The organism is Pseudomonadota bacterium (assembly GCA_018242545.1).
Taxonomy (GTDB): domain Bacteria; phylum Pseudomonadota; class Alphaproteobacteria; order 16-39-46; family 16-39-46; genus 16-39-46.
Genome location: JAFEBT010000016.1, coordinates 11,928 through 30,004, shown reverse-complemented (window position 1 = coordinate 30,004; position 18,077 = coordinate 11,928). Strand labels below are relative to the sequence as shown.

Below are 18,077 nucleotides of genomic sequence, written 5' to 3'. Positions count from 1 at the left end.
GTCCTAAACGCTTTACACATAACATTACTGTTTATGTGCAGTTTAGTAGGGTACAAGCAGCAAAATACTTGGTTTAGTCGGATTTCTCCGCTAAACAATTCAATAAATGACTTCACGTCACACAAAAGCGATATCGACGCGGGGCGTAACTTTTTCCATTTATGTGCTCTTTTAAGTAAAATATAGCCTATATTAACAAACTTGAGTATAAAATATACACATGATTATTTTCTTAATATACAGATTTTACGCTTTAAGCAATATATAAAAAGTCTTTAAAGCAAAAATTAAAATTCTTACAAAGCTTACTTTGTTAATTTTTAGAAGATGGCTTTTTTATGCGTCATCCCAAGCTGCAAGTGGCGGCAAAGACATCAAAATAGCATCTACATTTCCTCCCGTCTGAAGCCCAAATTTGGTCCCACGATCATAGATTAAGTTAAATTCGACGTAACGTCCTCTTTTTCTAAGTTGGTGCGTTTTATCTGTTGTTGACCATGGAACATCATAATGGCATTTTACGATTTCAGGATAAATTTCTAAAAATGCAGTACCTACATTTTTTGTAAAAATAAAATCTTTGTCCCAATCTCCGCTGTTAACATAATCATAGAAGATTCCTCCCACACCCCTTGCTTCATTTCGATGCGTAATAAAAAAATAATCTTCACACCATTTTTTATATTTTTGATAACTTTCTAAGTCATAACAATCACAAACTTCTTGCAATTTTTTGTGAAATTTAGAGGTTTCTTCGTGATGTGGAAAAACAGGTGTTAAATCGATTCCACCCCCAAACCAAAGTTGTGTCGTAATGATCATACGCGCATTCATATGGATAATGGGAACATGAGGATTTCGGGGATGGATAACAAGAGAAATCCCACTCGCCCAAAACCTTGGATCTTCCATTGCACCTGGGATTTCTTTTCGAAAAGCTTCTGAAAACTCTCCATGAACCGTCGAGATATTGACACCAGCCTTTTCAAAAACACGCCCTTCTTTTAAAATAGAAATAACGCCCCCACCACCCCCTTCTCTTTCCCATTTTTTTCTTTGAAATTGCTGAGGCGAAATTTCTGATGAAAGAGAACACGTTTCTTCCAAGTCCTCAAGGACTTTACAAATCTTATCCCGAAGCAACGTAAACCAGCCTTCAGCTTTTATTCTTTGATTTTTCCAAGACTCTATATACTTGCTTTCCATTATACCTCAAATCCTGTTTGTCGTAAGGCTTCTCCTAAAACCATACTGGCTGCAATTGCAACATTTAAAGATCTAAACCCCGATTTCATAGGAATCGAGATTTGATAAGAACACTCTTTTTTAACACCCTCTGGCACGCCATCACTTTCCCGCCCAACCATCAATGCATCACTCTTCTCAAATTGAAAATTTACATATGAAAGAGACGCTGAAGGAGATAAGAGAATGAGACGCCTTTTTGTTTGCTGTGCTTGAAAAGCATGCCAAGACGTATGAATTGAAAGATCCACGAAATCTATGTAATCCATTCCCGCCCGTCGCATACGTCGCTCTGAAAAAACAAAGCCCAAAGGCTCAATCATGTCCACAGAAATTCCAAAACAAGCGGCCATACGAAGAAGCGTTCCAGCATTTTGAGGAATTTCTGGTTGATATAATACAAGTCGCATGGTTAAGATTATCCTTATTGTCTACAAATACCTTTTTTCTTTTTCAAAAAAAAGATCTTTTATGAATACACTTCTTCTCGTCTCACGTTCATCAGATCAGCTTAATCTTGCTTTGCTTGAAGAGCAAAAGCAAGCTCCTCTCGAGTTTCGTATTTCTTATGCCAGCCAAATTGGGCATATTTATAAAGGGTCGGTTTTAGATATTCATAAAAACTTAGGACTGGCTTTTATCGACATCGGTGAAAAAACCCCAGGGCTTCTGCCTCTTTCTCTTTCTTTTTGGAAAAAGCCATTTTTTTCAAAAGGAGCCTCTCTTGTTGTGCAAGTCAGCCGAGATAAAATTAAAAAAACTTTATTGTTGGAAGAACAATTGGAAAAAGAAAAGAATGTACGTTTGACATTAAATCTTTCCTTTTCTTCTGCTTTTTGTATCTTTCAACCCAATACGCCAGGGTTAAGATTTTCTAAAATGATTTCAGAAAAAGATTTTTCACAAGAGGTTCTTTTCAAAATTTCAGAAAATCTCTCTGAAAACGAAGGTCTTATTTTAAAACCTCTTGCACGTAACATTACTTTTGAAACCCTTATATTAGATCTTTCATGCTTAAAAAATCTATGGAATCAGGTTCAAGAAAAAAATAAAACTCTTAAAAAACCTGGCCTCCTTTTGTCCGAAAAAGAGTATTTGTTTAGATATATTCTTCAAAATATCGAGACTTTAAAAAAAATTATTGTTGATGATGCCGCCCTCTTTCTTTCTCTTAAAACCTTCTTGGAAAATTCTTATCTTTCTTCTTTTATTTCGCTTGAATCACACCTTCCTCATACAAAAGGACCTCTTTTTGAAGCCTATAATCTTCAAGAAAGGTGGGATGCTCAAAAAGAAAGGATCATTCCCTTTACTTCCGGAAACTTAATTCTTGAAAAGACGTCCGCATTTTGGGTCTTTGATGTCAATTCTTCTTCTCAAAATTCTTCATATAAAAACAGAACGCTCTTTCAACTTAATATAGAAGCCGGGAAAAAAATTCTTGAAGAAATAAGACTAAAAAACTTAAGTGGAACCATTGTCGTTGATTTTATCCCAATGGCTTCTTCTCCTCAACGCAAAAAACTTTTAAGATTTTTACAAGAATATGCTCAAAGTATGTCTCTTCCTCTACATATCCATCACATCAGCCCTCTTGGACTTTGTGAAATGACCCGTCCTAAAATAGAAACTTCTCTTCTTGAACAATTTTCTTAATCATACAAATATAATTAAGCTCTAACCCATAGAAGGGCCTATTGCCTAAAAAAATTTCCCTTCGGCAAGCACTGGGTGAAAACATCAAAAAATAAAAAGTCTTATTTCTTAAGAGAAATTAATAAAAGAGCTTTTTTAATGATTTTTTCATTTTCGCAAAATAAACTTTTCTCTGAAGATTATAACCCTAAATGATTTAAGAGATAAGTGATCAAAGGGCCCTTAGGATTGTTTTTTAATAAATGTCTTTGAATTTCAGCGTCTGAATACCCTCTATCACGTAACTCCCTAATTTTATTATAATGAAATCCCCTAAATTTTATTTGGCGCTGAAATGCCACCATTTCAACATTTTTAAGATTATGTAAAAGATCATCAAATAAGACAATTTCAGAAGGTTTAAAAGAACTTTTTACAAAGTCTAAAAAAGCTGACAATACATTTCCTTTAGGAAGGCGATTAGAATATAAAATACCTTTAAATAAAACAGGGTGTCCTTCATCAACACAAGGGAGATCCTTAAATATATGAAAATTTTCAAAACTTTTTTTAAAATGAATATTTAATCCCTCAAGTCTCTTATGCCTCCAGTCTTCATGATCAGAAAATATTCTTTTTTGAGAAAATGTTTTTGTATCAGTTAGCGCAAGTGTTTTAATCCCATGATCTTGTAAAATTTTTATGAGCTCTGGAAGATATGCATGTGTTAAGGCAGCAGGCAGATCTGGATCTCTTTCTTCTACAAGTGTTTCATCTAAATCAAAAATAACCAAAGCGTTTGCAGAGAGCTTTTGTAAAGTGGACTGTGCTTGTTTAAAGGATTTGATTTCCCTAATTCCTGTGTCTCCATTAAAACTTAAAACATCTTTAAGATTAAAAATAAAAGAAAAACCGATAACAGAAACAATAAAAATATATTGGGCTTTTCGACATTTTTTTAAAAAAAACACAATAATAGACTCCATTTTTAATAAATTAAAATATGTTATAAAAAAATGTTGCTTTAAAAAAAATAATAAGCGTTTCTTTGTTGTCGAAACCCTATAAAACTATGAGGTATATTTCAAGGAAAAAAATCATTTTTTTATAAAATTTTATAAAATATAATACCCAAATCCATTTATAATGATTTTAATCTTTTCAATTTAAATACCGATTAAGAGTGACTTTATTTATCTTATCAAGTATGAAAATTATAAATAGATTTAATCTTTTCAAAAGGTTCGTCACGATGTCTTACCGTTATCTTGCTTTTCTAGTACGCTCTCTTCTTTTTTTCTTCTTTTTCATAACTACTTTTGCACTATATCAATTTGAGATCTTAAGTGCTCCTTTACAAATTAAAAGAAAAGAAAATCATTTCTCAAACCTTCTTCTCCTTCCTGCCTCAGGAAAAAAACCTGATTCAATGGTTGTTCTTTTTCATGGATATGGGGATAATCCTGAAAATTTTTTAGTCGTAGGCGTTTTATTAGGGCAAATTCTTCCCAATACTCTTTTTGTTGCCATAGAAGGGCCAATCTCTTGTAAAAATATTCCTTCAGGCAAACAATGGCTGAGTACACCCAAAAATAAAAAGCCTCAGCTTTTAAAAGAAATTAAAAATCTTACACAATCCCTAAACCAATATTTAGATAACCTCTTAAAAAAATATAATATTTCTACTGAAAAGATGGCTCTGGTCGGATTTTCTCAAGGAGCACGGGTTGCCCTTCATCTTGGACTTCATCGTCCCAAATGCGGGGGAATTGTAGCCCTTTCTGGCTCTTATTTAAATGATCCAACAGAAAAAAATCTATTTCAGCCTCCTGTTCTTATTATTCATGGAACTGATGACCAAAAAGCGCCACTTTCTCTTGCACGAGAATCCTATAAAAATCTTGATGCTTTAAAGGTTCCCGTTACCCTAATTACATTAGCTGGAGTTGATCATGATATTGCGCCAGAGGAATTGGAATTAACAGGTGAATTCTTAAAGGAATGTTTATCAGAAAAAAATTAATACCGTTCTTGCAGTTTAAAAATTCTCTACATTCCTTATTTCATTGAATTTTTATTGAGGTAAGACATCCCACTTTGTTCTTATTTAAGTTCCCTTAAACATTGGCTTTCGGATAAAATTCTTTTATGTTTCCTTTCAGGTAATGATATAAAAGACTTATATTTTGGGTAAAAGCTGTTGTAAAGGCATGAATATTATCACGTCCAATTCCTTTTTGTTTTAAACCATATGTTCCTGTCGTCTGGTAATTAACAGGATAAGGAATAATATTCCATCCTGCTCCTTGGAAAAGCCCGACAGCCTTAGGCATATGAAACGCCGAGGTTACCAAAATCCATTTCTCATTTTTGGGTTGAATAAGCGCATAACTATTGTAAGCATTATCTTTCGTATTAAAGGAGTTTTCTTCAAAGATAACCCGCCCCATGTCAATTCCGTGCTCCATAAAAACATCTCGCGTTAATTTGATTTCAAGAGGTGTGCCTGTTATAAGAATTTTCAATGTTGGAAATTTTTGAGCCAGAGCAATAAATTCAAAAAGGCGAGAAGCCGATTGATTATAAATGGGACGTTGTTGAAGACGACTCTTTTCCTTTGAAAATGTCCCTCCGAGTAAAATAAGTCCTTTTACATCATCAGGAATATTTTCTGGTTGAGAAAAGCGTGTTTCAAGATGTGTCATCATCCACGGACCAAAGGGCGTCAAAATAATAATAAATAATGGAACGAGAGCAATAATAACAATTCTCTGCCCCCATTTTTTCCACGACGTCATACATAAAATAAGTCCAAGAAGCACAAATGCCTGAAGCACAAGATCAAAATTAATCAAAATATTCCGAATAAAAGTGGCTCCCATTTATCAGTTCCTTACTTCATTATTTGGATTACATATTTCTTGTTTTCTTTGATGCTGTCTTTCATACCACAAAGCATTTAAAATGGCAAACATGCATGCGACACCCAATCCTAAAATCCATACAAAATACCACATATTTTTTCCTTTTTTTAATACGCATTAAGAGATTCATCTTCCAAAGTTTGTGAAGTTATAGGTCCCCTTAAAACCCGATAAACCCAAATGGTATACGCTCCTATAAGGGGCATAAAAATGAGGGTTGCCACCAACATGACCAAAAGCGTTGTTTGACTTGAAGACGCATCCCATACAGTTAAACTATGAGACGGAAAAGTTGAAGAAGGAAGAAGGAAAGGAAACAACGTTATTCCAATTGTAATAATAAAACTTATAATAACAAGACTGCTGCTGATGAAGGATAATCCCCACCGTTTAAAATATAAGGCACCGAAAGCACAAAGAAGAAAAAAATAAATAGAAATTGGAAAACTAACAATCCAAGGATATTTTGTGTAGTTTGTTGACCAGTTTTGAACTTGAAATACTTCTTTATAAAGAGGATTCGAAGGACCATTTTGAATCCAAGGTTCTTTTAAAAAAAAGCCTGGAATCTTTGTCATGGCCCAAACTCCCACATATGTCGCTAAAATTGCACAACAAAAAACGGCATATTGGCCAACTTTTTCAAAACGATTTTGTAAAATCCCACGCGTTTTTAATCCGCCATACATACATCCTTGAAGGACCACCAAAGAGAGACTTAAAAAGCCACATCCTACTGAAAAAGGAGACCATAAGTCTCCCAAAGATACATTCATAAAAATCCTTAAACTGGTATCAAAATAAAAAGGGAGCCCTGTAAAAAGATTTCCCACAATAACACCAAACATAAAAGAAGGGCCGGCCCCTCCTACACAAAGTGCCCAATCCCAAACATGACGCCATAATGGATAGGCTATTTTTGATCTAAATTTAAATCCAACAGGACGCAAAATGAGCGAAAATAAAAGAAGAAAAACGGCGCCATAAAGACCTGTAAATGCAGCAGAATAAAGAAAAGGCCAAGCCGCAAAACTTGCTCCAATTCCTAAGATGAGCCAGACTTGATTAGCTTCCCAAATAGGTCCAACAGCGTTAATGAGAATACGCCTCTCTTCATCATTTTTTCCAACAAAAGGAAGAAGAGCTCCAATCCCAAGATCAAAACCATCTAAAACAGCAAACCCAATAAATAATATTCCTAAAAGACCCCACCATAAAAGTCTTAAAATTTCATAATCCATGACTTTCTCTCTTTTCTTTTTTTCCAAGCGCATTAAAAGGACCGAGTCGAATATATTTTATAAGAAGCTTAAGATCCACAATAGCTAAACTCGTATAAAAAAGGGTAAAAGCAATAAGTGTTGAAAATACTGTCTTAGAAGGAACATCAGAGGCACTTAAGAATGTGGGTAACGTTCCTTCAATACTCCAAGGTTGGCGACCACATTCTGCAACAATCCATCCAAGCTCAGCCGCAATCCATGGCAAAGGCAAGCTCCATAAAGCCATTTTTAAAAACCATCGATGTTTCTCAAGTTGACCTGTCCAAGAGAAATAAAAAGCTACAGTAAAAAGGACAATAAAATAAAAGCCTAAAGCTACCATAACATGAAAAGATAAAAATAAAGGAAGAACTTGAGGAACTGTATCCCAAGCAGCCTTTTGAATCATGTCTTCAGTAGCCTCGGAAATATTGTCTGTATACCGTTTTAGCAACAACCCATATCCAAGATTCCTTGAGACTTCTTTAAAATTAGAATTTATTTGCCCAGTGGGATCTTTTTTAAAAGCATCCAAAATCTTATATGCTTTTATTCCCTCTCGAATACGACTTTCGGCATGTTTCACCAATTCTTTAATTCCATAAACAGGTTTATCAAAAGAACGTGTTGCAATAATTCCTAAAACTGCAGGGATCTTAACTTCATATAATGTTTTTCTCTGCGTTTGATCTGGCCATCCAATCACCGTTAAAGGAGCTGGTGCTGGAGGGGTTTCCCAAAGACCTTCGATTGCTGCCAATTTCATTTTCTGATGCTCTGTAAGTGTATAGCCACTTTCATCTCCTAAAACGACAACAGAAAGAGAAGACGCTAATCCAAAGCTGGTTGCCACAATCATCGAACGTTTTGCAAATTCCTTATATTTTCCTTTAAGAAGATAAAGTGCACTGATAGATAAAACAAACATGGACCCTATTGTATAACCAGCACTTATTGTATGAACAAATTTACACTGCGCAACAGGGTTAAAAATAACATCATAAAAAGAAGCAAGTTCCATACGCATTGTATAAGGGTTAAATTCCGCTCCAACGGGATTTTGCATCCAGGCGTTTGCGATAAGAATCCAAAGTGCCGAAAAACTTGTTCCCAAAGCCATGAGCCATGTCACAAAAAGATGCTGAAACTTCCCTAGTTTTTTCCATCCAAAAAAGAAAAGACCTATAAATGTAGCCTCTAGAAAAAAAGCCACGAGACCTTCAAGCGCCAAAATAGATCCAAAAATATCTCCCACATAATGCGCATAATATGCCCAATTTGTACCAAATTGAAACTCTAAAGGAATACCAGTTGCCACACCCATTGCGAAGTTAATTCCAAACAGAATTCCCCAAAATTTTGTCATATCTTGCCAAATTGTTTGTTTGGTCAAAACATAAATACTTTCCATAATTGCTATAAGAACAGAGAGTCCGAGTGTAAGAGGCACAAACAAAAAATGATAAAGAGCTGTGATTGCAAACTGCAAACGCGATAAATCAACAACTGATAAATTTTTCATGAAAGCTTTTTTCCTTGTTCAAAATCAATGAATAAGTGCGTGGAGATTTTTTCAAGTGTCATTTTGGGCTTTGAAAAACTTTTCAAATAAAAACTTAAGCCTATTAGTAAAAGAATTTTAAAAATGACTAAACATAAAATGTCCCTTTGTAAAAATTTTTTCTTAAAGAACTTAAAAGAAACCATTTAAGTCTCCTTTTTTTCAAGAACAATCATTAACCGAAATCCCAATAACTTTCCAAGAAAAGGTTCCAATTTTCTTTCAAATTTTAAAAAAGAGTTTATTCCTTTCGAGGGAATAAGTGACCATTTCTTAAACCCCCCCGATAAAGGATAACACCATAAGCTCAAATATTCTTTTTTTATAACTTTTAAAGACGGAAAAAGGGCTTCAAACATTCTTCTATATTTCCCAAAAATAAGCGTTGGAATCGCTTGATTCGCGTCAAAAGGAAGTCTCTCCTTAAAGGATGTTTTTGCTTCTAAAGGCTTATCAGAAAGAATTACGGGCTCTTCATGTAAAAAATGATAAAAAGCCCAACTTAAAGGTGTAATGGCTGGGTCTAATAGAATAATTCTTCCAGAATTTTTTAATATTCTTTGAGCTTCATAAAAGAAATCAAGCGGCCTTTCTATATGGTGCAAAACATCAACGCCAATAATATTATCAAAAGATTTTTCTTGAAAGGGAAAAATTTGCGCATCACAGACGCAATCAACCCAAGCTGAAGAGATAATATCTGTTGATATCACGAAATCAAAAAATTCTTTTAAATTTCCAGTTCCAGCACCAATCTCAAGTGTTTTTCCCGAAACCATGTTTTCAAGAATACGACGATAAAAATCATTATAAATTTCTCTTAAAACAGGTTTTTCTTGCCATCTTAAAAGATGATCTTTTAAAATTTCTTGAGACATCTTTTTTTCTATTCTTTCACTGTATCAGAATGGCGCCCATAATCATCTTCATACCGCACAATATCATCTTCTCCCAAATAATTTCCTGATTGAACCTCAATAATATGAAGCTCTGTTTCACCAGGGTTTTCAACCCGATGTAAAATACCTTGAGGCAAGTAAATAGATTCATTTTCATAGATATCTTCAGTATGCTTTCCTTTTAAAACACGCGCAATTCCGCTGACAACAATCCAATGCTCAGAGCGATGTTGGTGGGTTTGAACAGAGGTGCGACATTTGGGCTTAATCATCAGACGCTTGACTTGAAACTTTTCACCCATATCAACAGATTGATAATATCCCCAAGGTCTATACACACGTTTGTGATAATCAGCTTCTGCTCTTTTATGATCTTTTAATTGAATTGCAATTTCTTTAATGTCCTCCGTTGCATTTAAGTCTGCAACCAATACGCTATCGGAGCTCGCAATAACGGCAATGTTGTTAACACCCACTAACGAAACGAGAAGACCATCACTTCGGACATAACAATTTGAGGCTTTTTGAGAGAGGACATCTCCGACAAAAGCATTTCCAACATCATCTTTCGCAGAAAGATCCCAAACACTTTTCCAAGATCCAACATCTGACCAACCCATATCTGTTTCAATTAATAAACACTTATCTGTTTTTTCCATAACAGCATAGTCAATTGAAAGATTAGGAGATTTTTCAAAACTTGATGCATCAATCCTTAAAAAATCCAAGTCTTTTTTAGAATTTTCAAAAGCCATTTTGCTGGCCTCATAGACAAGCGGCGCCCATTTTTTTATCTCGGCAAGCATAACGTCCGCTCTGCTTAAAAAGATGCCGCTATTCCAAAAACAATTCCCTTCCTTAATCAAATTTTGCGCCTTTTCTAAAGAAGGTTTTTCAATAAAACTTTCAATTTCTAAAAACAGGGGAGAACTTATAGTCTTTGGTTTTTCTGTTTTAATATAGCCATATGCGCTTGATGGAAAATAAGGTGGAATCCCAAATAAGATTATTTTATCTTCTTGTTCAGCAATTTTTTGAGCCAATAAAATTTTTTCTTGAAAAAGATCTTGGTTTTTAATGACATGATCTGCAGGCATAAAAAGAACAATGTTTTCTTTATTTTCTTGTAAAAAACATCCAATTGCTATAGCTGCTGCTGTGTTTCGAGCATATGGCTCAAGAACAATTTTTTCAGGAAAAACTGCTTTATCCTTAAGTTGTTCTTGTACCAAAAACCTTAAATTTTCATGGCATATGACACTTGGATTAGAAAATTGAGAACTTTTTACGCGTAAAGCTGTCTGTTGCAATAAACTAGGTCCGCCTAAAGGAGAAAGAAGTTGCTTGGGAAAACTCGTTCGTGACAAAGGCCATAACCGTGTCCCTCCTCCTCCTGAAAGAATAACGGGATAAATCATTTTTCAATCCTTTTTAAATAATCCTGATAAGCTCTTTCAAGACCAGCTTTAAGAGAAACTTGAGGTCTCCATCCTAAATTTTGCAAACGCGAGATATCTAAAAGCTTTTGAGGCGTTCCTTCTGGCTTTTGTGCATTAAACATAAAATCTCCCTGAAACCCAATAATTTTTCCAATTAAAAAAGCAAGCTCTCGAATCGATAAATCTTCTCCCACGCCGATATTAATTGTTTGAGGAGAATCATAGACTTTTAATAAAAAAATACAAGCGTCCGCAAGATCATCCACATACAAAAATTCTCGACGCACATTTCCTGATCCCCAAATTTCAACATCTTTTTTGTTCTCTACTTTTGCTTGATGAATTTTCATGATGAGAGCAGGAATAACGTGACTATTCAAAAGATGATATGTGTCTCCAATCCCATAAAGATTCGTAGGCATCACACTTATAAAAGACTTTCCATATTGAAGAGCATAAGCTTCGATCATTTTAACGCCAACAATTTTGGCAAGAGCATACCATTGATTTGTCGGCTCAAGAGCCCCAGAAAGAAGTTCTGTCTCTTTAATAGGCTGAGAAGCAAATTTTGGATAGATACAGGATGATCCCAAAAACAAAAGTTTAGAGACATTTAAATAAGAAGAAGCATGAATAATATTACTGGCAATCATAAGATTATCATACAAAAATTCTGCGGGGTAAGTTGCGTTTGCTAAAATCCCACCTACTTTCGCTGCCGCAAGAAGAATAATATCTGGAGAATTCTTTTTCATCCAGGTTTGAACGGCTTTTGCATCTCGAAGATCTAATGTTTTTCGATCTACTGTTAAAATCTCACTCTTTTCTTTTTCTAACCGACGCAAAAGGGCTTGGCCAACCATCCCACGATGACCAGCAACCCATATTTTTTTTCCCTCAAGCTGAAAATTAATCATTTGTTCTGCATAAGCGTTTGAATTTTAATATCCTCTTGAACCATTTCTTTTACGAGCTCATTAAAGGACACTTTAGGTTCCCATCCCAGCTTATCTCTTGCTTTTTGCGAATCACCCATTAAAAAATCCACCTCGGTTGGTCTAAAAAATTGTGGGTTAACCTCCACTAATTTCTTATTTGTTTTTACATCAACGCCAATTTCCTTAAGTCCCTTTCCTTTCCAAAGCACTGTAATACCGATTTGTTTAAAAGCTTCCTCCACAAACTGGCGCACAGAATAAACTTTTCCCGTTGAAATGACATAATCTTCGGGGATATCTTGTTGCAAAATAAGCCACATGGATTGTACATAATCTTTTGCATGGCCCCAATCCCTTTGCGCATCTAAATTTCCAAGAGAAATAACGTGTTCTTTTCCAACAGCAATCTCTGCAACACCCTTTGTAATTTTGCGCGTTACAAAAGTTTCCCCCCGCAGTGGACTTTCATGATTAAATAAAATCCCATTTGAGGCATAAATTCCATAGGCTTCACGATAATTAATCGTAATCCAATACGCATACAATTTTGCAGCAGCATAAGGACTACGCGGATAAAAAGGTGTGGTTTCTTTTTGGGGAATCTCTTGAACTTTTCCAAAAAGTTCTGACGTCGAAGCTTGATATAATCTCACCTTTTTTTCTAACCCTAAAATTCGAATACCCTCTAAAAGCCTAAGAGGACCTAAAGCATCTGCATTTGCCGTATATTCTGGCGTTTCAAAACTCACAGCCACGTGACTCTGAGCCGCAAGATTGTATATTTCTTGGGGCTGAATTTCATTTAAAAGCCGAATCAAATTTGTAGAATCCGTCATATCTCCATAATGAAGATGAAGATTTTTTTCATTCTCACAAAGCTCTAAAAGGCGATCTCGGTTATCAAGAGAAGAGCGTCTTTGAAGGCCATGAATATGATAACCTTTGTCAAGAAGATAGCGTGCCAAATAAGCACCATCTTGGCCTGTAATACCTGTGATAAATGCTTTTTTTGAAGTCATTTTAATCCTCTTTAAAAACCTTTTGAACAAAATAAATGTTATCAAAACCTCTTTTTTGTTTTAATAAAAGAGTTTGAGTTTCCTTTTCTTTTCCCAGATTAAACCACCCAAGGGGCCCAGCAATCAGAAAAAATTGATGGGCCAATTCATCAAAAATTAACCCTAAACTACAAGGCGCCTCTAAAGCAAGGTTTTGTAAGTCATTTCTTATAGGAAAATCTCTATTTGTTACTTTCTTAAATCTTTTAGGAGAAATGCTTGGGTACGCGATGCTAGATCGCTTTGTTTCGATATTTAAAAAAGGATAATTTTCTAAATGACATACCTGAATTATTTTTTCATCTAATGTGTGAAGAATATTTTGTGAAAAGGCGGCTTTATTGAGAAAATTTTGATCTTTCTTTACAAGAAAGGATGGTAAAATAAGACTTGCAGTCAAAAATAAAAGAGAAAAAGAAGACATACAAGAAGAATTTGATATAATTTTTTTGGACACTTCAGAAGACTGAAAAAAAGGCATTGCTAAGAGCAGAGAAATAAAAGGGATGCCAACAGCAAATGTTCGAATTCCAGCAGAATCAAATGTAAATGCAGCAGAAAAAAAACATCCCAAACCGCCCATAAGAGCAAGCTGGTTTAGTTTTTTAGTATATTCAGAAGATCGTCTAAATGATTTATAAGAAAGAAAATAATAATAAAGAAGGAAGGGAAGGCCAATAAAAGATATCTGATCAAAGGAAGATGCAGCAAATCCCTTTATATATTTTATATTTAAAAAGAACTTTGAAAAGTGCCCAAGATTTAAGAGAAGCGCTTTTATAAAATTAAAAGGATTTTCTAATATAAGTCGAAGAGACTCTTTATAAAGCCATATGGCTTGATCGTTCTCAGTTGTTAATCCAAGTCCTTCAAGAGCTTTATATTCTATCGTCCAAGGCAACCCTCCACGTGCAAGACCATATAAAATAGACGAAAAATTCGAATTCATCTGGCCCCCAGCATCTGATGCTGCATATAACAAAAGAAGTACTTTCGTATAAAGAAATCCTAAAATAATTCCTACTCCAAGTGCCAACAGCCAATTTTTTCTTTTTTTAAAAAAAGGAGAAAATGTCATCCATAAAAACAAAAAAAGAAGAATAAGAAAAGGACCCGCACGTGCGTTAAGCCCAACAGTTAAGACAAAGACACCTATAGTAAAAAGGGATATTTTTTCTAAATAAATACTTTCTATAAGAAGGGTGATGGCAAGCAATCCAAGAAAAAACCCTAAAGGCTCAGAAAGGAGTGTGGGAATATAGCTAAAAGCCCATAAAAAACAAATAAAAATGGATATAAAAGCGCCTCTTATTCCTATGATCTTAGATACTGTCCGCAGAAAAAATACCGTTCCTAACCCACAGAGAGCTGTTTGAATAAGGAGAGCCATTTGAAAACTTTCCCCTGAAATTTTTAAACGCAGTGCAAAAAGTAGAGCATTTAAAGGCCGGCGTATATTCCATGAATTCAACTCCCCAATTCTTAGAAATAGTTCTGCACCGGTATAATATCCAGTTGCATCAGAATAAGGAATAACACCACCAAGAGCAACATAAGCTAAATCCTTGTTTATAAAAAAAGGAACACCCATCCATATATATAAGAGTGGTAGAAAAAAAAGACCAAAAACGCCAACTTGAACAACGGTTTCCTTTAGAGAAAAAAGTATTAGTTTTTTTCTTATAAAATTCATTTTTCTACTTTCTTTAGAAATCCTTGAAGAATTGAATATGACCTATAAGCTTTAGGATAGAAAGAAATTTTCCTCCTTATCGCTTTAATTTTCAAAACCTTAGTCTTTAAGGCATTAAAAATTAATTTTTAGAGAGGATTTTTTTAAAACTTTTCTTTAAGAAAATAAAGAGCTTCACTAAAACCCTCTTTATGTTTTATAGAAAGCTCTTGTATTTCCATTTGATTCTCTTTTCTATCCCAGCCCAAGGGGCCTACAATTAAAAAGGATTGATATGTTTTCTCATCAAAAACAAGGCCTAATGTATAGGGAGCGTGAGATTTGAGATGTTCTAAATCTTCTCTCAAAAAGAAAGTTTCTAAATTTTTAAGATCGGAAAGTCTCTGAGCTGAAATCGTTGGTCTTCGATGTTTTTTTGAGGGATTATCTTCCACATATAAAAAGGGATAACTTTTTAAGCGCCGAACTTCAATGACTCTATCTTCTAAGTTATGAGACATTTCTTTTACCCTGCTTTGAGAAGAAAAGCTTGATTTATTCTTAGAAGCAATGAGACTGGGCAGAATAAGACCTGCTGCCAGGATCAAGAAGATGCTTAATAAAGAAAAGAAAGCCTGTTTCTTTATAAGATCACTATTCTTTTGAGAAAATCTTACAAATGGCATTCCTAAAGCAAGAGCGATAAAGGGCATGGTAACAGCAAAAGTCCGAATACCTCCTGAATCAAACGTCACGGCAGCTGAAAAAAAACTTCCTAAAACGCCAATCAGAATAATGTCTGATATTTTTTGAAAAGAATGATAATGTCTTATAAAAGACTTTCCACATAAAAAATAATAATAAAGCACAAAAGGAAGGCCACTTACGAAAATCCAATCAATAGGATAAGAAAAAAAACCAAATACATATTTTATATTCAAAAAGAACTTTAAAAACCGACAAAGGTTTAAAAAAAGTCCTTTTATTAAATTCAAGGGATTTTCGAGAATGAGTCGCAAAGATTCTTGATAAAGCCATATGGCTTGCTCACTTTCCACCGTTATGCCAAGCTTTTCACAAGCTTCATACCCTGACACCCATGTAAGTCCACCTCGCGCAAGACCATAGAGCGTCGAGGCAAAATTTGCATGCATTTGTCCTGTGCCTTCAGAAGTTCCATATAAAAGCAAAAGAGCTTTAGGGTATAAAAACCCTAAAATGATCCCTGCTATAAGAAAAAAAGCCCATTTTTTTTGTGCCTTAAAAAGAGGAGAGAAAAGAACCCATAAGAAAAAAAAAGGAAGAATAATAAAAGGCCCAGCACGCGTATTGAGACCTACTGTTAAAACGAATATTCCGACTCCAAAAATGGAGGCGCTTTCTAAATAAGTGCCTTGGATTAAAAGAGTGATCGCCAGAAACCCTAAACATAACCCTAAAGATTCAGTCATCGTTGTTGGAATGTAGGTCTGGGCCCATAAAAAACAAATGAGAATAGATATAAAAGCGACTCTTCTTCCTAAAATTTGGGATACGGTTTGAACGAAAAAAACGCCGCTTAGCCCACACAGAGCAGCTTGTATAAAGAGGGCCCCTTGAAAATCTCCCCCTACAATTTTTAAACGTATTGCCAATAAAAGAGCATTTAACGGCCGACGCATATTCCAATAATCAATCTCTCCGGTTCGTAAAAACAATTCTGCACCAGCATAATAACTCCCCGCATCAGAATAAGGAATAACACCTCCTAACATGACATAATTCATGTCTTCATTTATAAAAAATGGAAAACCCGCCCAAACATATAAAAAGGGAAGAAAAAAAAGGGCGAATATCCCCATTAAGAAAAGAAGATCTTTTATGGAAAAATCTTGTATTTTTTTTAGGAAGGTCACTTCTTTCAATCCCTTTAAAGTTAGGTTAATCAGATCTTAAAATTTATTTTTTTTTATTACACCATAACCCATCAAACAATACTCAAAAAGGTTTGAATAATTTGTCTTCATAAAATCTATCAAAAGGCTTTAAATTTTCGATAGGCAAGAAGGACCATCCTTAAAAGAAGCCATCCATGAGAAAATCTTGAAATCTGTGTACTGCCATAATCACGTGCACGGTACCTTATGGGGATTTCGATCACTTTCAAATTAAGCTTACTCGCCCCAAAAATTAAATCAAAATCTCCAAATGGATCAAAATTACCAAAATAAGATCTATTGCGACTAATTTTTTCATAATCCCTTTTCCATAAAACCTTTGTCCCACACAATGTATCTGTAAAACGTTGAGCCAGAAGATAGGTAAAAATCCAAGAAAATGTCTTATTGGCTAAAAAATTAAGAAATTGCATCGCTTGATTTTCCATAGGGTAAATAAGGCGCGTTCCGTTGACAAATTCTCCATCTCCCGACACCAAAGCTTTATAAAATTTAGGCATATCTTCAGGTGGTGTTGTTAAATCACCGTCTAAAATCATTACAATATCCCCTGATGCTTTTTCAAAACCAAGCCGCATGGCGTCCCCTTTGCCTTTGCCAGTTTGTTGATAAGCTTTAATTGTCCAATTTTTATACTGGGCTTGCACACGAAGAATTTCTTCCCATGTTTTATCTTTCGAATGCCCCTCAATAAATATAATTTCCATGGCACGAGCAAATTTTGGGAGTCTTAAAAGAGCAGGTTCTATATTTCCCAACTCATTACGACAAGGAATAACAACACTCACAGAAGGTAAAGAAATTTGCTTTTGTGGCTTTGGTTTTAATCGTGCAATAATGTACGTTCTCACACATAAACGACGTATGCCTGGAATTGTTCCAATATATTTATTAACGAAAGATCCAATCCCAAGAAATCTTTGCGGAAGAAGTTGACGGTATTCTTTTTTAATAACATCAAAACCGGATAAATTTAAAAGATGTTCTATATCCCCTGTTACCAAATAATTTTGTTCAATTGTCGGTTTTTTAAGCTTTAAAAACTCTGCACACTTCAAAATAGGTTCCCAATATTTTGAATAATAACTAATAATGATGCGTGTTTCTGAAGAGCAGAACTTCTGAAGAGATTCTAATGTATTTTGAATATCATTCAAAAACCCAATTGTATCAGAAAGGATGATGATATCGAAAATTTGATCTTTTAGACAAGAAAGACCTTCTTCAACATCTGCTTCAAAAAAAGTTAAGGAAGGATGTTTTTTTTTGGCATAAGCAACAAGGTCTGGACTTAAATCGACACCAACGCCTAAAGCTGGTGAAAGCGAAGCTAGTAAATCACCATTTCCCGCACCAAGATCTAATATCTTTAATCCCTTTGGCACAAGAAAACGATGAAAGTGCATATCTTGGGCATGGAAGAAATTATTTTTTTTTCTATTGGTATATTGTTCAAAATTTTTCTGAATACAGGTGATAAGCTTCTGCGTACGCGTCAAGGGGAATC

At 34.7% G+C, this 18,077-nt stretch carries 16 protein-coding genes; 2 read left to right on the top strand and 14 right to left on the bottom strand.

The genetic code is table 11. The features are described 5' to 3' along the window. Positions 1–336 precede the first annotated feature (336 nt). On the bottom strand, positions 337–1,206 hold the full coding sequence (gene hemF / locus JSS34_03535) for an oxygen-dependent coproporphyrinogen oxidase (GenBank protein MBS0185410.1): 870 nt from the start codon (positions 1,204–1,206) through the stop codon (positions 337–339). Then, entirely contained in the window at positions 1,206–1,655 is a 450-nt protein-coding gene (locus tag JSS34_03530; protein MBS0185409.1) for a tRNA (cytidine(34)-2'-O)-methyltransferase, read from the bottom strand. Before JSS34_03530 ends, hemF begins: the two co-directional genes overlap by 1 nt. Before the next feature lie 61 nt (positions 1,656–1,716). Between JSS34_03530 and JSS34_03525 the strand changes: the two genes are divergently transcribed. Beyond that, positions 1,717–2,901: a ribonuclease E/G gene (locus JSS34_03525; GenBank protein ID MBS0185408.1), complete on the top strand. Its 1,185-nt coding sequence runs from the start codon at positions 1,717–1,719 to the stop codon at positions 2,899–2,901. Between the two features lie 179 nt (positions 2,902–3,080). Here the strand turns inward: JSS34_03525 and JSS34_03520 are convergent, their stop codons facing one another. Next, entirely contained in the window at positions 3,081–3,851 is a 771-nt protein-coding gene (locus tag JSS34_03520) for a DUF2608 domain-containing protein (GenBank protein ID MBS0185407.1), read from the bottom strand. 281 nt (positions 3,852–4,132) lie between these two features. On the opposite strand from JSS34_03520, the gene JSS34_03515 reads away from it, so the two are divergent. Further along, positions 4,133–4,903: a dienelactone hydrolase family protein gene (locus tag JSS34_03515; protein ID MBS0185406.1), complete on the top strand. Its 771-nt coding sequence runs from the start codon at positions 4,133–4,135 to the stop codon at positions 4,901–4,903. Between the two features lie 94 nt (positions 4,904–4,997). Here the strand turns inward: JSS34_03515 and JSS34_03510 are convergent, their stop codons facing one another. The 11 genes from JSS34_03510 to JSS34_03460 form a co-directional block, all read right to left on the bottom strand. Then, positions 4,998–5,762: a YdcF family protein gene (locus tag JSS34_03510; protein ID MBS0185405.1), complete on the bottom strand. Its 765-nt coding sequence runs from the start codon at positions 5,760–5,762 to the stop codon at positions 4,998–5,000. Between the two features lie 3 nt (positions 5,763–5,765). Continuing rightward, positions 5,766–5,897, bottom strand: coding sequence for a cytochrome bd-I oxidase subunit CydX (gene cydX, locus JSS34_03505; protein ID MBS0185404.1), 132 nt, complete (start codon positions 5,895–5,897; stop codon positions 5,766–5,768). 14 nt (positions 5,898–5,911) lie between these two features. Continuing rightward, positions 5,912–7,045, bottom strand: a complete 1,134-nt coding sequence (gene cydB, locus JSS34_03500; protein ID MBS0185403.1) for a cytochrome d ubiquinol oxidase subunit II — start codon at positions 7,043–7,045, stop codon at positions 5,912–5,914. Continuing rightward, the gene (locus JSS34_03495) at positions 7,035–8,588 is read right to left on the bottom strand and encodes a cytochrome ubiquinol oxidase subunit I (GenBank protein MBS0185402.1); all 1,554 of its coding nucleotides are present in this window, start codon (positions 8,586–8,588) and stop codon (positions 7,035–7,037) included. The genes cydB and JSS34_03495 overlap by 11 nt, the downstream gene beginning before the upstream one ends. A 185-nt stretch (positions 8,589–8,773) precedes the next feature. Further along, positions 8,774–9,505 (bottom strand): class I SAM-dependent methyltransferase, encoded by a 732-nt coding sequence (locus tag JSS34_03490; protein MBS0185401.1) that lies wholly within the window; start codon positions 9,503–9,505, stop codon positions 8,774–8,776. An 8-nt stretch (positions 9,506–9,513) separates the two neighbouring features. Next, positions 9,514–10,944: a mannose-1-phosphate guanylyltransferase/mannose-6-phosphate isomerase gene (locus JSS34_03485; GenBank protein ID MBS0185400.1), complete on the bottom strand. Its 1,431-nt coding sequence runs from the start codon at positions 10,942–10,944 to the stop codon at positions 9,514–9,516. Beyond that, positions 10,941–11,882, bottom strand: a complete 942-nt coding sequence (locus tag JSS34_03480; GenBank protein MBS0185399.1) for a GDP-L-fucose synthase — start codon at positions 11,880–11,882, stop codon at positions 10,941–10,943. The genes JSS34_03485 and JSS34_03480 overlap by 4 nt, the downstream gene beginning before the upstream one ends. After that, entirely contained in the window at positions 11,879–12,922 is a 1,044-nt protein-coding gene (gmd, locus tag JSS34_03475) for a GDP-mannose 4,6-dehydratase (GenBank protein MBS0185398.1), read from the bottom strand. The genes JSS34_03480 and gmd overlap by 4 nt, the downstream gene beginning before the upstream one ends. A gap of 1 nt (position 12,923) precedes the next feature. Continuing rightward, entirely contained in the window at positions 12,924–14,654 is a 1,731-nt protein-coding gene (locus JSS34_03470; GenBank protein MBS0185397.1) for a hypothetical protein, read from the bottom strand. Positions 14,655–14,797: 143 nt separating this feature from the next. Beyond that, on the bottom strand, positions 14,798–16,528 hold the full coding sequence (locus JSS34_03465; protein MBS0185396.1) for a hypothetical protein: 1,731 nt from the start codon (positions 16,526–16,528) through the stop codon (positions 14,798–14,800). 119 nt (positions 16,529–16,647) lie between these two features. Next, positions 16,648–17,976 (bottom strand): glycosyltransferase, encoded by a 1,329-nt coding sequence (locus tag JSS34_03460; GenBank protein MBS0185395.1) that lies wholly within the window; start codon positions 17,974–17,976, stop codon positions 16,648–16,650. Between the last annotated feature and the right edge of the window lie 101 nt (positions 17,977–18,077).

Excerpts from the sequence above, each read along its gene's own strand:
- JSS34_03460 (MBS0185395.1), bottom strand. The coding sequence starts at position 17,976 with ATGCACTTTCATCGTTTTCTTGTGCCAAAGGGATTAAAGATATTAGAT.
- JSS34_03515 (MBS0185406.1), top strand. The coding sequence starts at position 4,133 with ATGTCTTACCGTTATCTTGCTTTTCTAGTACGCTCTCTTCTTTTTTTC.
- JSS34_03485 (MBS0185400.1), bottom strand. The coding sequence starts at position 10,944 with ATGATTTATCCCGTTATTCTTTCAGGAGGAGGAGGGACACGGTTATGG.
- JSS34_03525 (MBS0185408.1), top strand. The coding sequence starts at position 1,717 with ATGAATACACTTCTTCTCGTCTCACGTTCATCAGATCAGCTTAATCTT.
- JSS34_03510 (MBS0185405.1), bottom strand. The coding sequence starts at position 5,762 with ATGGGAGCCACTTTTATTCGGAATATTTTGATTAATTTTGATCTTGTG.
- JSS34_03530 (MBS0185409.1), bottom strand. The coding sequence starts at position 1,655 with ATGCGACTTGTATTATATCAACCAGAAATTCCTCAAAATGCTGGAACG.
- hemF (MBS0185410.1), bottom strand. The coding sequence starts at position 1,206 with ATGGAAAGCAAGTATATAGAGTCTTGGAAAAATCAAAGAATAAAAGCT.
- cydB (MBS0185403.1), bottom strand. The coding sequence starts at position 7,045 with ATGGATTATGAAATTTTAAGACTTTTATGGTGGGGTCTTTTAGGAATA.
- gmd (MBS0185398.1), bottom strand. The coding sequence starts at position 12,922 with ATGACTTCAAAAAAAGCATTTATCACAGGTATTACAGGCCAAGATGGT.
- JSS34_03495 (MBS0185402.1), bottom strand. The coding sequence starts at position 8,588 with ATGAAAAATTTATCAGTTGTTGATTTATCGCGTTTGCAGTTTGCAATC.
- JSS34_03490 (MBS0185401.1), bottom strand. The coding sequence starts at position 9,505 with ATGTCTCAAGAAATTTTAAAAGATCATCTTTTAAGATGGCAAGAAAAA.
- cydX (MBS0185404.1), bottom strand. The coding sequence starts at position 5,897 with ATGTGGTATTTTGTATGGATTTTAGGATTGGGTGTCGCATGCATGTTT.
- JSS34_03480 (MBS0185399.1), bottom strand. The coding sequence starts at position 11,882 with ATGATTAATTTTCAGCTTGAGGGAAAAAAAATATGGGTTGCTGGTCAT.
- JSS34_03470 (MBS0185397.1), bottom strand. The coding sequence starts at position 14,654 with ATGAATTTTATAAGAAAAAAACTAATACTTTTTTCTCTAAAGGAAACC.